Annotated in this window: 11 protein-coding genes, 2 tRNA genes and 1 other annotated feature; of the genes, 10 read left to right on the top strand and 3 right to left on the bottom strand. The window is 60.2% G+C overall.

The features are described from left to right. Positions 1–44: 44 nt before the first annotated feature. Positions 45–2375 carry a TonB-dependent receptor gene (locus A9D13_RS01665; RefSeq protein ID WP_066769292.1) on the top strand — a complete coding sequence of 777 codons (2331 nt, stop codon included), beginning with the start codon at positions 45–47 and terminating at the stop codon, positions 2373–2375. A gap of 12 nt (positions 2376–2387) precedes the next feature. Here A9D13_RS01665 and A9D13_RS01660 read toward each other — a convergent pair whose 3' ends face one another. Both A9D13_RS01660 and A9D13_RS01655 read right to left on the bottom strand, forming a co-directional pair. Further along, a complete protein-coding gene (locus A9D13_RS01660; RefSeq protein WP_172808072.1) occupies positions 2388–3302 on the bottom strand; it encodes a sulfotransferase in 915 nt (304 codons plus the stop codon). 407 nt (positions 3303–3709) lie between these two features. After that, positions 3710–3786, bottom strand: a tRNA-Pro gene (locus A9D13_RS01655). Between the two features lie 461 nt (positions 3787–4247). Here A9D13_RS01655 and thyA point away from each other — a divergent pair. The 7 genes from thyA to A9D13_RS01620 all read left to right on the top strand — a co-directional run bounded on the left by thyA (position 4248) and on the right by A9D13_RS01620 (position 10874). Next, a complete protein-coding gene (gene thyA, locus A9D13_RS01650) occupies positions 4248–5144 on the top strand; it encodes a thymidylate synthase (protein ID WP_066769283.1) in 897 nt (298 codons plus the stop codon). Positions 5145–5224: 80 nt separating this feature from the next. Further along, positions 5225–5425, top strand: coding sequence for a hypothetical protein (locus A9D13_RS01645; protein ID WP_066769281.1), 201 nt, complete (start codon positions 5225–5227; stop codon positions 5423–5425). A gap of 15 nt (positions 5426–5440) precedes the next feature. Next, positions 5441–5995 (top strand): DUF421 domain-containing protein, encoded by a 555-nt coding sequence (locus A9D13_RS01640; RefSeq protein ID WP_066769275.1) that lies wholly within the window; start codon positions 5441–5443, stop codon positions 5993–5995. A gap of 279 nt (positions 5996–6274) precedes the next feature. After that, entirely contained in the window at positions 6275–7654 is a 1380-nt protein-coding gene (locus tag A9D13_RS01635) for an NAD-dependent succinate-semialdehyde dehydrogenase (protein ID WP_066769274.1), read from the top strand. Between the two features lie 50 nt (positions 7655–7704). Next, positions 7705–8799 (top strand): alkene reductase, encoded by a 1095-nt coding sequence (locus A9D13_RS01630; protein ID WP_066769270.1) that lies wholly within the window; start codon positions 7705–7707, stop codon positions 8797–8799. A 362-nt stretch (positions 8800–9161) separates the two neighbouring features. Then, positions 9162–9238: transfer RNA gene (locus A9D13_RS01625), tRNA-Asp, on the top strand. A gap of 514 nt (positions 9239–9752) precedes the next feature. Continuing rightward, positions 9753–10874: a tyrosine-type recombinase/integrase gene (locus A9D13_RS01620; protein ID WP_229665586.1), complete on the top strand. Its 1122-nt coding sequence runs from the start codon at positions 9753–9755 to the stop codon at positions 10872–10874. A gap of 17 nt (positions 10875–10891) precedes the next feature. On the opposite strand, the gene A9D13_RS01615 is transcribed toward A9D13_RS01620, so the two are convergent. Next, complete coding sequence (locus A9D13_RS01615; RefSeq protein ID WP_066769263.1) at positions 10892–11491, bottom strand: hypothetical protein; 600 nt, start codon at positions 11489–11491, stop codon at positions 10892–10894. 1830 nt (positions 11492–13321) lie between these two features. Here A9D13_RS01615 and A9D13_RS20345 point away from each other — a divergent pair. Together A9D13_RS20345 and A9D13_RS01595 are read left to right on the top strand one after the other, a co-directional pair. Beyond that, the gene (locus tag A9D13_RS20345; RefSeq protein ID WP_156521860.1) at positions 13322–13558 is read left to right on the top strand and encodes a hypothetical protein; all 237 of its coding nucleotides are present in this window, start codon (positions 13322–13324) and stop codon (positions 13556–13558) included. A gap of 269 nt (positions 13559–13827) precedes the next feature. Beyond that, positions 13828–15056, top strand: a protein-coding gene (locus A9D13_RS01595; RefSeq protein ID WP_373288794.1) for an IS3 family transposase whose coding sequence is annotated in 2 segments (ribosomal slippage) — positions 13828–14119 and positions 14119–15056 — 1230 coding nt in all. Because the reading frame shifts where the segments join, the coding sequence is not laid out codon by codon here. Next, positions 14109–14223: a sequence feature (AL1L pseudoknot), on the top strand. It overlaps the preceding gene by 115 nt. Positions 15057–15095: the final 39 nt, after the last annotated feature.

The following is a 15095-nucleotide window of genomic DNA, read 5'->3' as shown; positions in this document are numbered from 1 at the left end:
GTTACTCCTAAGCGAAAGAGAATACGCTTTGGGAGAGCGCGCCGTTGTCGGCACGATTTGCATGGCTCGCTTCGGCGGGATTGACGGCTCTGGCATGCCAGCCCGGCGCGGCCTTTGCCGAAGACGACCTGTCTGACGGACCGCGCACGATCATCGTCACCGCACCCGGCGGAGGGATCGAGATCGAAGAGGCCGAAAGCCTGGACAGCGCCGACATTGGCCGCACCGGCTCGCCCGATGTGCTGGCCGCGCTGACCCGCAATATCGCGGGCGTTTCGCTTCAGGATGCGCAGGGCAATCCATGGCAGCCCAATCTCGTCTATCGCGGCTTTACCGCTTCGCCATTGCAGGGGCAGGCGCAGGGGCTGGCGGTGTATCTGGATGGTGCGCGCTTCAATCAGCCATTCGGCGATACGGTCGGTTTCGACCTCATACCCGACGCTGCGATCCGTTCGGTGTCACTGCTCGATGCGAGCCCTGCCTATGGCCTCAACGCGCTGGGCGGCACGATGGTCATGGAAACGAAGACCGGGGCAGGCGACCCCGGACTGGAAGCATCGCTGGCAGGCGGAAGCTATGGCGAGCGCGATGCGAGCATAGCCGCCGGCATGGCGAAGGGTGACTTCAGCGCATTTGCCGCCGGGCAATGGCGTAAGGAGGATGGCTGGCGCGATCACAGCCCGTCGGAATTGTTCAATGCCTATGCTGACCTTGGCTTCGATGGTGAAACGGCAGGGGTGCACGCGAAATTCGTCGGGGCTGACACGGATCTGACCGGCAATGGCGTCGCCCCGGTGGAACTGCTCGCGGCGCGGCGCAGATCCGTGTTCACCTGGCCCGATAATTCCACCAGCCGCTATGGCCGGATCAGCCTGCACCCATGGGTCGGCCTGGGGGATAGCACGCGGCTGGAAGGCACGTTCTACCGTCAGCGGCTCAAGGCGCGTACCGTAAACGGCGATGCCGCCGATATCGAGACCTGCGAAGATGACGAGGCTTTCCTGTGCCTTGAGACCGTGGACGAGGATGACGGCGGCGAAGAGGAGCAGAGCCTGCTGACCGATGCGGACGGCAATGCCATTGCCGAAATGCTGGGCGGTGAGGATTATGGCGTCCTCAATCGCGGGCGGCTGCATACGCGCTCGATGGGCGGCATGCTGCAGCTGGTGGATGAGCGGGAAATTTGGGGCGGCACCAATCGGCTTGCCCTGGGGGTCAGCTATGACGGATCGACCAGCCGCTTTGCCACCAGCGCGGAACTGGGGGCGCTGACCGATGATCGCAGCGTCGATGGGCTTGGGCCGATCATCGTGCAGGCAGATGGGGCCATCGCCCCGGTCTCATTGACGGCGAAGACCGAATATATAGGCGTGTTCCTTGCCGACAGCCTGCCGATCACGTCGCGGCTGACGGCCGAGATCGGGCTGCGCTGGAACTGGGCCGGGATCGAACTGATCGACCGGATCGGCACCGCGCTCAATGGCGATCATAGCTTCCGCCGCCTGAACCCCGGTTTGGAACTGGAATATGAGGTAGGTGATAAGCTGTCCCTGCGCGCCGGCTATGCCGAGACCAATCGCGCGCCCACACCTGCCGAGCTGTCATGCGCGGATGAGAATGCGCCGTGCAGCCTCGCCAATTTCTTCATTGCCGATCCGCCGCTGCGCCAGGTCGTGGCGAAAAGCTGGGAGCTGGGTGCATCGGGTGAGGGCACGGCCGCAGGTTGGGACATCGACTGGGACGTTTCGGGTTTCAGAACGACGAATATCGATGACATCCAGTTCATCGCATCGCGCGTCAGGGGGCGGGCCTATTTCCTCAATGTCGGCTCGACGCGCAGGCAGGGGCTGGAATTGAATCTGTCGGCAACGCATGGCGGCTGGCAGGTGAGGGCAGGCTATGCCTTTACCGATGCGACTTTCCGCACGCCGCTCACCCTGTCGAGCCCGCAAAATCCGGCGGCGGCGGATGACGGCACGATCGCAGTTATGGCGGGCGACCGGCTGCCCGGCATTCCGCGCCACAGCGCCACGCTTACCGTCGATTACGAAGGCATGATCGGCACGCGCCGCTTTGCACTTGGCGGCGATATCGTGGCGCGGTCCGGCCTCGTGCTGGTGGGCGATGAAGGAAACGACAACGCGCTCACACCCGGCTATGCTCTCCTGAACCTTCGCGGCAAGGTGGAGATGATGCGCGGGCTGTCGCTCTTTACCGAGCTGCGAAACGTGTTCGACCGCGATTATGCGACTTTCGGCACCTTTAGCGAGGTGGACGAGGTCGAACTGGAAGAAGCGCCCGGTGCGGCGAACCCGCGCGCCTATGGCCCGGGTTCGCCGCGCAGGCTGACCATCGGTCTGCGTCTCGAACTTTAAAAGACCGCGCGATCAGGCAAAAGCGCGCGTGTCGTAAAATTCGCGGATGGTGCCGACGCGGTCGTTCACGACCTCGATCTCATTGTCGGTCAGGATCTTGCGCCAGTATTCATTGGCCTGCCGGATGTCGCGATTGCGCGAATGCGGATGGCCATTGGGCGTTTCGGGCGCGTCCTTGGGCGTGAAGCGGGCGACGATCTTCTCACGGATCTTGTCCGTCATCTCAAGGCTCAGATCGTCGAACAGCCGTTCGAACACGGGGAGGGCATCGTCGATTAGATCTTCGGTCGACACGAAATGCACCTTGTCCGGATACGCTTCGTGCAGTTCCATCAACTCGCCATAGACCATGGCCCAAAGGGCGGCGCCGCCTTCGACCACGTCGTCGGGGCTGCGCATCGGATTGCGGGACAGGTACTTGCCCTTAAGCCCGTCGTCGATTTCCTGGATGTTATAGGTCCAGTTCAGGCGTTTGAGGCTGGCCACCACGGCGTGCGGCGGGCGGAATGTCGCGACGACCGGCTGCCCGGTGCATTCGATAAAGGCACGCGCGGCAAACGGAGCGATGGGATCTTTCCAGATCACGTTCTGTGCCGTGGGCTGCAGTTTCGCCATGCGCAGGGAATGGCGTGAACGGCCACCGATGATTTTCTTGGCCAGTTTCCTCAGCCCGGTTTCATGCGCGAAATTGCCGGGGCGCAGCTTCAGGTCGAGGCGGCTGACACGGCTGACGAGATCGGCAAAGCTTTTCTTGCTATAGCCATGCGCGCCGGGGATCTCGAAATAACGGTCGACCGACCGGTCACCGCTGTCGCCGTTCATCGGTTCATACAGGGTCACCGTGCTGGGGGCGAGGCCCAGTATGTCGCCAACGACCGTGGTCCCGGAGCGGGGCGTTCCGGTGACAAGAAAAGTGTTTCGTCGCAATCTTCTTCCTAATCGCAAAATATGGCCCCGCTGACCGATCCCGTGACAGAGGCATACAACAGACGCGCGCAAATCGGAATTTGCTGCAGGAGCTAATTGGGGGGATGCCCGAATTCGCCCGCCTATCGTCCAAAGGGTATCGGTGCGGCTCTTTGGGCAGTCGTCATGGTCATTATGTGCATGGGATTGCACGGCTTTTCAGGCAGCGCGTGGCAAAATGATGACGGGTCGATTTTGGGTCAGCCGGGCACACGTGCCGGGCCAAGGCAATCAGTGCGGATGATGCGCGCATTAGCGGCACCTGTCTGCCGAGCGCGCAGCGCAACAGGTCCGCCGAGCGCACAGCGCAACAGGGCGCCGCTCGATATCGAACGGCGCGCCGGTATCCGGTTTTTAAAAGAAATAATTGGTCGGGGAGAGAGGATTCGAACCTCCGGCCCCTGCCTCCCGAAGACAGTGCTCTACCAGGCTGAGCTACTCCCCGACCGATGCCACCCGACAAGCGGGCTGCGAGGCAGAGGCGCGCCTATAGGCGGCTGAATCGCGGCTGGCAAGCGGACATTTGCGAATGATGGACCTGCGGCGGGTTTGCACAGAATGTTCACAGGCTGGTCACAGGCTTGCCCGCAGGCCGTTCGCTTGTGATCCCTGCCTGGATTCCCCGAAAAATCCCGTTTTTTCAGCATGGATTACTCCCGTCCGCCTCATTCATGCGGAAGAGGAAAATGGGGGAGTGAGCCGGGTTCGCATATCCGCCCGGATCGCTGCCGCGGCGCGAATCGAAAGTTGCCATCACCACTGCCCGATATCCCCGCCGCATGGTGCAGCAGCTTTGTGGACAATCCGGCCGGGATGACCGAACGGCTTGTTGCCGCAGGGCGGCTCGGTTAGTCGAATTGCATTGAGGTTCCGCGGACAGGGGCCTGCGTCACTCAGGGGGCCTAAGTGCAACATCCCGAATACCAGTTTCTCGATCTCCTCAGGCGCGTTCTGGAAAAGGGTGACGAGCGCGTCGATCGCACCGGCGTCGGCACGCGCTCCCTGTTTGGCGAATTGCTGCGCTTCGATCTTAGCAATGGCCAGGTTCCGATCATGACGACGAAGCGGGTCTATTGGAAAACCGCAGTCAAGGAGATGCTCTGGTTCCTGACCGGCGGGACCAATATCCGCCAGCTGCTCGAGCAGAACGTGAAGATCTGGTCGGACTGGCCGCTGGAGAAATATCGCAAGGCGAGCGGCACCGATATCTCGCAAGACGAATTCGAGGGCAGGATCCTCGCGGAGGACGAATTCGCGCGGGAATGGGGTGAACTCGGCCCTGTCTATGGCAAGCAGTGGCGCCGATGGGTGGATGCCGATGGCCGCGAGCACGACCAGATCGGCACGCTGATCGAAACGCTGAAGCACAATCCTTCAAGCCGGCGCATGCTGTTTCACGCATGGAACGTGGGTGAGTTGGACAGCATGGCGCTGCCGCCGTGCCACATGGTCTACCAGTTTCATGTAAATTCGCGCAATGAACTCAATTGTCTCATATTCCAGCGTTCCTGCGACCTGTTTCTGGGGTCGTTCTTCAACTTCAGCGGCGGGGCCGCGCTGTTGCACATGCTGGCGCAACAGGCCGGTCTGACGCCCGGCGAACTGGTTTGGGTGGGCGGCGACGTTCACATCTATCTCAACCATATCGACCAGGTGCGCGAACAGATCGAGCGGACCCCGCGACCGCTGCCCACGATGACGCTGACGCGAAAGCCCGATTCCATCGACGGCTACACCATCGATGATTTCGAGGTCACGGGTTATGACCCGCACCCGGTGATCAAGGGCGATGTTGCCGTCTGACGGCTGCGGAAAAGCTCTCCGGATCAAGTGCTGCGTCGCTGCGTTGGTCTTGCATATCCCCTTATTCAAAGGAATTGTGCATGACGAAAGACAAGCAGGCCGCCGAATCCGAAGTGCGGACCGACAAGAACCCCGCGAATATCCCGGCCAGCGAGAATCCTTCGCGTAACAGCCAGCTTTATAACGAGATGCGCAATCAGGATGCGGTCTCGCCCGAGGATTATCCGGAGAAGGATCGCGTGGCGGGCAATGCCGCTGTATCCGATGCCGACCCCGAATAAAGCGGCGATCCTGCGATGAAGCCGATCCTTTTGCCGGAAAGCTGGGAGCCGCTGATCCGTATCGGGATCACGGCGCCCGTCCTTTATCTCCTGATCATCGTGTTCATCCGCATATCGGGCAAGCGTTCGACCTCACAGATGAACAATTTCGACTGGATCGTGACGGTGGCACTCGGCTCCATCGCGGCATCGACGATCATCCTGAAGGACACGACTCTGGTCGAAGGCGGCTTTGCCATCGGACTGCTGCTGGCCATGCAATATGTCCTGACATCGCTTGTCCGCCGGTCCGATATCGTTTCTTCGGCGGTCAAGGCGACCCCGACCATGCTGATGGACGAAGGGCGCTTTATCGACGAGGCCATGCGGCGCGAACGCATTTCGCGCCGCGAGGTGCTGGCGGCAGTCAGGAAGGCGGGAATTACCGATCTCGACAAGGTGGCCTGGGTTACGCTGGAAAATGATGCGTCCTTCTCGGTCATTTCAAAGGACGAGCGCGGACCGGGCATGAGTGCGATGGCCGCCATCGATAATTTCGACCGGCAGGAAAAGAAGGTGATGCCGCGGTAAGCGACACTGGGCCGGGCGGTTGATTGCCCCCTGAAAAACGCGGCCACAATCGGCCTGCCGCGCCTGCCCGCCCATCTGTCTTGAGCCTGCGGTAATAGCGGGAACGGACCGCCTCGCAGCGCTTTGAAATGTTGTACAAACGGCAACGAGACTTCCCGAACAGGACTGATGGGTGTGCCTGGCCTTGCCTGCCGATCACGGCGGAGCCGTCCCTGCGTCCTGCTTTAGAAGGCGCCTCTCCCGAGCCGTGGCCAACTTGCCAAAAATTTTAGGAAAATCATGACTCAGGAACATCTGACAACCATCGATCCACTCACCGAAGAGGTGATCGCAACCTACCCCTACATGTCTGACGAGGAAGCCGGCAATGTCATCGAAGCGAGCCAGAAGGCATTCCGCGACTGGCGCCTGCGCAGCCTTGATGACCGCGCCGAGGTGATCGCAGCGATCGGGGCGAAACTGCGGGAGAAGAAAGAGGAGTTCGCCCAGCTCATGACGCGCGAGGTCGGCAAGCTGCTCAAGGACAGCCGTGATGAAGTCGATCTGTGTGCGGCGATCTGCGATTACACCGCAAGCCATGGCCCGGAAGTGCTCGCCGATGAAGAGCGCGAGGTCGATGGCGCCAGCGCCTTCGTAACCCATGCGCCGATCGGCATCGTCTATGGTATCCAACCGTGGAACTTCCCCGCCTATCAGGCAGTGCGTTATTCGATCGCCAGCCTGATGGCGGGCAATGGCGTCCTGCTCAAACATGCCGAGAATTGCACCGGAAGCGGCGCGTTCCTGCGCGACCTGTATGAAGAGGCCGGTCTGCCCAAAGGCCTGTTCGGCGTGTTGTTCATCACCCATGACCAGTCCGACGCGATAATCGAACACGATCTCATCCGCGGTGTCACCATGACGGGGAGCGACAAGGCAGGCCGCCATATCGCGGCAAAGGCTGGCGAGGTGGTCAAGAAGACCGTGCTCGAGCTGGGATCAAACGACGCGTATCTGGTGCTCGACGATGCCGATCTCGACCTCGCGGTAAAGACCTGTGTGGCGGGGCGAATCTATAATAACGGCCAGACCTGCGTAAATGCGAAACGCTTCATCGTGACAGAGGCGAACTACGACGCCTTTGTGAAAGCCTATGCAGAGCAGTTTGCCGCGATCGAGATGGGCGATCCCAGGGATGAAAATACGCAGCTTGGCCCCATGGTCAGCAAGTCGCAGCGCGAGAAGCTGCACCGGCAGGTCGAGGAAAGCGTGGCAAAAGGCGCGCGCCTCGTCACCGGCGGCGAGATGCCCGATGGTAAAGGCTGGTTCTATCCCGCCACCGTACTGGCCGATGTCGCGCCGGGCCAACCGGCTTATGAAGATGAGTTGTTCGGCCCTGCCGCATCCATCATCAAGGCGAAGGATGACGAGGACGCCATGCGCATCGCCAATGGCAGCCGCTATGGCCTTGGTGGCGGTATCTTCAGCAAGGACGTCGAGAAGGCCAGGAAGCTGGCCGCGATCCATTTCGATACTGGCATGGTCTTCATCAACAGCTTTGACGTTGCGTCGCCCAGCCTGCCTTTCGGCGGGGTCAAGAACTCTGGCTATGGCCGCGAACACGGACCGGAGGGGCTAAAGGAATTCGTGAACGCTAAGGCGATCAAGATCGCAGGCTGACGCCTGTTGCTCACAGTTCCTTTCCGACCAATCCCCCAAGGATCTTTCAAATGACCGATACCGACATTCTTTTCAAACCGCTGCGCGTGGGTGCGATCGAACTCCCGAACCGCGTATTGATGGCCCCGCTTACCCGCAACCGGGCGATGCCCGATGGCACGCCGCGCGATATGGCGGCAACCTATTACCGTCAACGCGCCTCGGCCGGGCTGATCATATCCGAGGCAACGCAGATCTCTTTAATGGCCAAGGGGTACAAGGATACGCCTGGCATCCATACCGACGCCCATGTCGCGGGGTGGAAGCCCATCATCGAGGCCGTGCATGCCGCAGGCGGACGCATTTTCTGCCAACTCTGGCACGTGGGACGGATCAGTCACGTCTCGCTGCTGCCCGATGGCGCGCAGCCGGTGTCATCCAGCGCCATTCGCGCCAAGGCCCAGACATTCACTGAAAACGGGTTCGAGGCTACGTCCGAGCCGGTGGCGCTATCCGCCGATGGCATTGCGGGTCTGCTCGACGACTACGGCCATGCTGCACGCTGCGCCAAGGCGGCGGGCTTCGACGGGGTCGAGGTGCATGCCGCCAATGGCTATCTGCTCGACCAGTTCCTGCAGGATGGCGTGAACAAGCGCGACGACGGTTACGGAGGCTCGGTCGAGAACCGGCAGCGCCTGTTGCGCGAAGTGCTGGACCGGGTCTGCGATGTTTTTCCGGCAGATCGCGTTGGCGTTCGCCTGTCGCCTCTGGGGCAGGCCAACGACATGTCTGACAGCGATCCCGAAGAGACCTTCAGTGCGGCCTATCGCATGCTGGCCGGGCGCGGCCTTGCCTATCTCCACGCGATCGAGGAGTTTTACGGGCAGAACACCAGCGACGACGATCGCGCCCTGCTAAAGCGCCTGCGCGCGCTCTATGACGGCGTCTATCTGGGTAATGGCGGCTATGACGGTGCCGCGGCCGCCACGGCTATCGCGCAAGGCGGTGCCGATGCGGTAACGTTTGGCCGCCCCTTCATTGCCAATCCCGACCTTCCCGAACGCTTCCGGATCGGTGCCGATCTCAATGAGCCCGATCAGGACACGTTCTATGGCGGAGACGAGACGGGTTACACCGACTATCCCTTCCTCGCTTCCGATCATTGATAGTGCGCAGGGGCAGGGGGCATGGGCAGGGGCAGGGCGCCGGGCAGCCCGGTTCCTTCCGCCCCATCTGCACGCCGAGAATTATTTTCGGCTTTTCGTTCGAATCATTTCGCATGAATCGCGATCATTGCACCCGCCTTTTCATTCCGTGAGGGAGAGATCGCTGCCGCCGGCCACATGGCAAAGGGCTCTCAAGCGAAAAATTTTGCCGCTGCGAGACGCAAAACTGCGGCTCACGAAAAAGATTTTGGCTTCTGTCATTTTTCCTGCAGCAAAGTCGTTGACAGCAAAAATTTCCTCGCCTAGTTGCGCGGCTCCCCAAGGGGCGCACGCTTTGCAAAAGCTGCTGATTGCAGGGATATGCGGGTGTAGCTCAGTTGGTTAGAGCGCCGGCCTGTCACGCCGGAGGTCGCGGGTTCGAGCCCCGTCACTCGCGCCACCCTGGGGATTTTATCACAGCGATGGGTTTAACGCGGTGCCGATTTTCGGCACCGCGCCCACGCGTGCGCTTTCTCCGAACAAATCCAGTGAATCAGCTGTTTGGGAAATGCGCGGGCCTGATCAGCCCCAGCGCCCTGTTTCCATCCAGATTGACGACGGAACGGGATTTCATTGTCCGCCGTTGTTCACCCAAGTGCGCGAAATTGCTTGGTTTTGGCAATTCGACGTCCGCGCTTGTATGCCAGTATACGCGGCTATATATTTCACGTATATTTCACCGATGAAAGGGCCGTCGCATGGCGCGCACATTGAAGGAAGCCACGCTAACGACGCGCAACGCGCGGGCGAAGCTGGGCGAGGGGTTGCACTGGCGCGGGATAGATGCGGACACGCACCTTGGCTATCGCAAGGGCAAGCGCGGCGGCGTCTGGCTGGTCCGATGGCGGGTTGCAGAGGGGCACTATCACCGCGACAAATTGGGCGCGGCTGATGATGCGATCACGGAAGGCACTTTGGATTTCAATGCTGCTGTCCGGGCCGCACGCGAGCGGGTGGAGGCTGTCCGCCGGGAAGAACGCGCAAAGGCAGACGGTGTGGTGCATTCTGTCAGGTCGGCGGTGCTTGCCTATTCAGAAATGCGCGACGCCAGACTGCGCGAGCGCACCGGCAGCGAGGCATTGCGCACCGCATCATCATCCGCGCTTGAGCGATACGTTACCGGGCGCGTGGCGGGCGGCAACATGGAAGCGCGAGAAGCTGCGCCAATTGCTGACGTGCCGCTGCATGATTTGACAGAGGCGCAGCTTTCGGAATGGCGCGACGCGCTGCCCCCTACCTTGAAGGCGTCCACACGCCGACACATTTCTGCCGACCTACGCGCAGCACTAAATATGGCCTATCGCTTGCACCGCACGAAGTTGCCCGCATCATTTCCCATGACCGTAACGGAAGGGCTGCACATTTCGCGCAAGGCGTCGGCTGAGGCTGGCGAAGCAACAGCGCGGGAAAATCAAATTTTGCCAGATTCGAAGATTGGCGAAATCATCACGGCGGCGCGCGATGTGGACGCGGCGGGCAGTTGGGGTGGCGATTTATACCGCATGATAATCGTTTTGGCTGCGACCGGCGCGAGATTTTCGCAAGTAGCCCGGCTTACCGTCCGCGATGTGCAGGCGGATCGTTCGCGCCTGATGGTCCCAGCAAGCCGCAAGGGGCAGGGCAGCAAGCCAGAAGCGACACCCGTGCCAGTGGGTGCGGACGTGCTAGCCGCGCTTGCTCCAGCTATTAGGGGGCGGGCAGGGGGTGACTTGCTGTTGACCCGCCCCAAAATGATGCGAGAGCCGGGGCAATTGAAATGGGTGGCGGTGGGGCAGCGCCCATGGGGCATGGCTGCCCGGCTCGTGGAGCCGTGGGCGGAAATCCGCAAGGCCGCCAATCTGGCGGACGACGTTGTGCCCTACGCCTTGCGGCATTCCAGCATTGTGCGGGGCATTCGCGCCGGGCTGCCGCTGCGCTTGGTCGCGGCGCTGCATGACACGTCGATTGCGATGATTGAACGCCACTATGGGCGCTGGATTGCGGACGGTCTGGACGATCTGGCGGCGGCGGCAGTTGTCCCGCTTGTGCCAGCTTAGACGACTGATCGAAAAGCTTAATTTCTGCCAAGGCAGCGAGAAAATGCTTGCTCGATTAACAGCATAGCGCCGTGGTCAAAAAATCTTGCGGCAATTATCGCCAGTAGGATCGCGCCGCTTACGAAAAGCGTGACCTTTGCCAATTTGAACGAACGGGCCATTTTGGCCGCCCGTTTACTCGCGTTCTCCGCATTTTCAGCAATTTGGTTGCTTAAGTGTTCGGCTTGTTCCCGGCGCGCTTGCTGAACCATTCGGCCATCGGTTCCGATGCATTCCCAATTTTCCGGCAGCCAGTTGGCTGGACGGTTGCCGGGGAGGCAAAATTGTCCTGGCTGAACTGTTTGAAGGGAATGCCAAGAAGCAATCATCATTGCGAACGAAAACCCGACCGCAAGTAGGCCCAGAACATAATCGGGCGTGGATTTGCCAATTAAGGCCAACCCGCCACCGATAGCCCCTGTCGCAGCCGCAACTAGCATACCGCCCCACGTCAAGGCGCGCTGGTCTGCGGCTGTCGCCACAGCTAGCTGCGCTTGCATTCGCGCCTCTCCTTCGCGCAGTGCTTCAACCTGCAACTGCTCTGGCAGTGCGGAAAAAGATTTAAAATTATTGATCATGCGAACATCGTTAGCTTACCGAGATTGAATGGCAAAAGAACCCGAACGCGAATATCGCAAGATCGACGATGGTGACTTTGGTCGGAAGACACAAGTTCCGCCACCGCCACCGCCACCGCCGAAGAAGGATTAGGTGGGACTAGGCGGGAACTTACGCGCTGCCTGTCGCATATTTGCGGGCGTTCATTATTAGCCGTTTGCCCCGTCATATAGCAGCCCGCCACGCATCCTTCGCTCACGAGCGTTTAATTTTCTTATCATAGCATTTGTTAGAGTGTCGGCGCTCTGCCCCAGCCGCTGTGTAATGTGAAAGTGTTGTCCGTGTTCGTCGCGCTGCCCGTTGCGCCGCGTGCGTGGGCGCGGGCTGGCGTTATGGTGCTCAGGGTGGCAGTTTTGCGCCTACATGCTTTCGCTATAGGTCGTTCGCCCCACGTAGTTCCCCCCCACCGTTTCCGCTTCGCCGCACGATATTCCTGATTTGCCTATCGGTTAAGTCGAACGATCTAGCGATGATACGAGAGGGCACCCCCTCATTCGCCATCCGTAAAATTTTGGTGTTCCGTTCCCAACGTTCGATACAGTTTGCGTTTGCGGGTTTCAAAGTCTCCCCGCCGAACCCGGCGCAAAGTTTTTGGGCTGTTTCCAGACCAAGTATATTAGCCAGTCGATGCCCCGGACCGACAGACTTAGGGACGTATAGGATAACGCGCTCGACCGCACGACCGCCCATGTTCTCGCGATAGGTCGGAAGGTTTTTGATGAGGTGGGCGGTTTCACTCACCCCAATCACCTCAATAATTTCTTGCACGCTTGCTGGAAAATTCACTGCTGCCCCCAGATCAATGTTTTTAGAAACTTAGCAGCAAGTGCCGCCGGGCAAAACATCGCGGGCGCTCAACTATACCCAGCCCGCGCCCGCCTTGGGGGTGCACCCTATCGCAAATGGGGTGCGGGGCGCACCCCGACCATGCACCCCTGCGAAACGCGCAGATTTCCGTCGATCTTTGCCCCTTGGGGTGCGGGGGTGCATGGGGGTGCCCCCCCTTTAGGAACTTTTATGAAAATGCTTGTGAGCAGAGGGAGCGCGGGGAAAAGAATGCAAATCGGCATCACCACATGCACCCCCTTGGAGAATATCTGGTGGTTTCAGCTACTTAACAGGGTCGCGGGGTGCACCCCTATTTCGGCCCCGCGTGCCCCGCTCCACGCGCCGTCCACTATCTGGCGTGCGCCGGGCGCTTTCCGCCGGGCGGCGGAGCGGCGGCTGGCTACGTTTAAACGCCGCGCGGACGACGGGCACGAAAAACCCCGCACGGGGCGGGTCTGATCGTTCCAGACTGCCGGGCGGTCTAGGTGGGCGGGCGTCGATGTGTAACTTGCCGCGTGCCTGTGTGACTTGCCGGGCGAGTTACACAAGCCGGAACCCGCAGAAATCTGCCATTTGTGGAACTTGTGGAACTTTGTATGCGCCTTTTAGAAACTTTTATGAAAATGCTTGTGAACAGAGGAACGCGGGGGAAAAGAATGTGAAGCGGGCACACAGGTTGCACAAATCTCCGCCTGAGCGCCTAATTTATCTTCGTAAATCAATGCGTTGCATCCATGTGTAACCCAGCGGCCGACCAATACAGATATTAACCCCGTGCGCGCTGCTCCCCACGCTATTCCCTATCTGGGGTACTGGTCACGCCAGTGTCGTGAAGTGAGCGCATTTCAAAACGGAAGCGGAAACGGTGGGGGAGGAACTACACGGCAAACAACCTAAAGATAGACCCATCGACCCACACAAATGGAGATGCAGATGGTGTTAACTACTCTAGGTTTTACAGAATGTTCGAAATCGAAAAGCAAGTGCCCGTCCCCCCTTATGGAACTGCAAGGACGGGTTTAGCAGCTACGCTCAAAAATATGGACGTTGGCGACAGCGTTCACCTTTGCGGTGGGTTGACGGATAAAAACCGGCTATCGTCCGCCTTCAGCGGTTTTACGAAAACCAAAGCTGGCGCAGGCAAGCGCTTCACCCAGCGCAAGACTTCTGACGGTTTCCGCATCTGGCGTATTGCCTGACCAATATAAACCGGCGGTCACGTGCCGCCGGTTTATTCGCGTTATTCCGGCAAAGTGATGCGCGGCGAAGCCTTGCGCGGCTCATTTGCATGAGTTTGCACGCATTTAGCCTTGCGTTCGCTGGCGCGGCTCTAATCAGAAAACCCGATTGAAAAGCGCACGCAGATTTCATTTCTCGCGGGACATTTGCCCCCGCATAAGATCGCCCCGGAAAGGACCTGAAGCGTCCCGGGTTTTCCGGAGGCTCCTATTTGTGAGAAGGAGCCAGAATGAGCGCTACAAGGAACAAGTTTTCGCCAGAGTTTCGTGACCGCGCGGTGCGAATGGTGGATGAGCACCGGGGGGATTACCCGTCGGAATGGGCAGCGTTGTCTTCGATTGCCGGGAAGGTTGGCTGCACGACCGAGACGCTGCGCCGCTGGTGCCGTGAGGAGGCGAGCCGACGAGCGGGACCAGCGGCGCAGGCCGCCAGCGACCGGGACCGGGTCAAGGCGCTGGAACGCGAAGTGAAGGAGTTGCGCCGGGCCAACGAGATACTCCGCAAGGCATCCGCATATTTTGCTCAGGCGGAGCTCGACCGCCACGGCAAATGGTGATGTCGTTTATCGACACGCACCGTGAGGAACTGGGTATCGAGCCGATCTGCCGTGAACTGGCGATCGCCCCGTCCTCCTACCACGAGCATGCTGCCCGGCTTGCAGATCCTACCAGGCGTCCGGCCCGTGCCCGGCGCGATGATGAGATCAAGGAAGAGATCAGGCGTGTCCATGACAACAACTTTGGCCTCTACGGTTCCCGCAAGGTCTGGCACCAGTTACGCCGCGAGGGCATCGCTGTGGCCAAGTGCACCGTGGAACGGTTGATGCGCACCATGTCGCTGGCAGGCGTGCGACGAGGCAAGACGACGGTCACGACCGTCAGCAACCCCAAGGCGCCGTGCCCGCTCGACAAGGTCAACCGCGAGTTCCGCGTCAGCCGGCCGAACGCTTTGTGGGTGGTCGACTTTACCTATGTCCACACCTGGGCCGGGTTCGTCTACGTGGCATTTGTGATCGATGCCTATGCCCGCCGGATCGTGGGCTGGAAGGTCAGCACGTCGGCGACCGCCGGCTTCGTGCTCGATGCTCTGGAACAGGCGATCCATGCGCGCAGGCCTGGCCCTGATGACGGCCTGATCCATCACAGCGACAGGGGCGTCCAATATCTGGCCATGAACTACACCCAGCGCTTGGCAGAGGCCAACCTCGTCCCGTCCGTTGGCAGCGTTGGCGACAGTTACGACAACGCTTTGGCCGAGACGATCAACGGCCTCTACAAGGCGGAAGTGATCTGGCGGCAGCGATCATGGCCAAGCGTGTCGGCCGTGGAAATGGCAACGCTACGCTGGGTCGATTGGTTCAACAACCAGCGTCTGTTCGGCCCCATCGGGCACATCCCACCCGCTGAGGCCGAAGCCAATTACTATGCAGCTAGAGGGAACCTCGATATGGTCGCATGACTCAATTGAAACTGCCTCCGGAAAATCCGGGACGCTTCA

The organism is Croceicoccus mobilis (assembly GCF_001661965.1).
In the GTDB taxonomy this organism is placed as follows: domain Bacteria; phylum Pseudomonadota; class Alphaproteobacteria; order Sphingomonadales; family Sphingomonadaceae; genus Croceicoccus; species Croceicoccus mobilis.
Note: the sequence above shows the minus strand (reverse complement) of the source record. Positions and strands in the feature narration are given on the sequence as shown.

Excerpts from the sequence above, each read along its gene's own strand:
- A9D13_RS20345 (WP_156521860.1), top strand. The coding sequence starts at position 13,322 with ATGTTCGAAATCGAAAAGCAAGTGCCCGTCCCCCCTTATGGAACTGCA.
- A9D13_RS01640 (WP_066769275.1), top strand. The coding sequence starts at position 5,441 with ATGAAGCCGATCCTTTTGCCGGAAAGCTGGGAGCCGCTGATCCGTATC.
- A9D13_RS01630 (WP_066769270.1), top strand. The coding sequence starts at position 7,705 with ATGACCGATACCGACATTCTTTTCAAACCGCTGCGCGTGGGTGCGATC.
- A9D13_RS01615 (WP_066769263.1), bottom strand. The coding sequence starts at position 11,491 with ATGATCAATAATTTTAAATCTTTTTCCGCACTGCCAGAGCAGTTGCAG.
- A9D13_RS01635 (WP_066769274.1), top strand. The coding sequence starts at position 6,275 with ATGACTCAGGAACATCTGACAACCATCGATCCACTCACCGAAGAGGTG.
- A9D13_RS01645 (WP_066769281.1), top strand. The coding sequence starts at position 5,225 with ATGACGAAAGACAAGCAGGCCGCCGAATCCGAAGTGCGGACCGACAAG.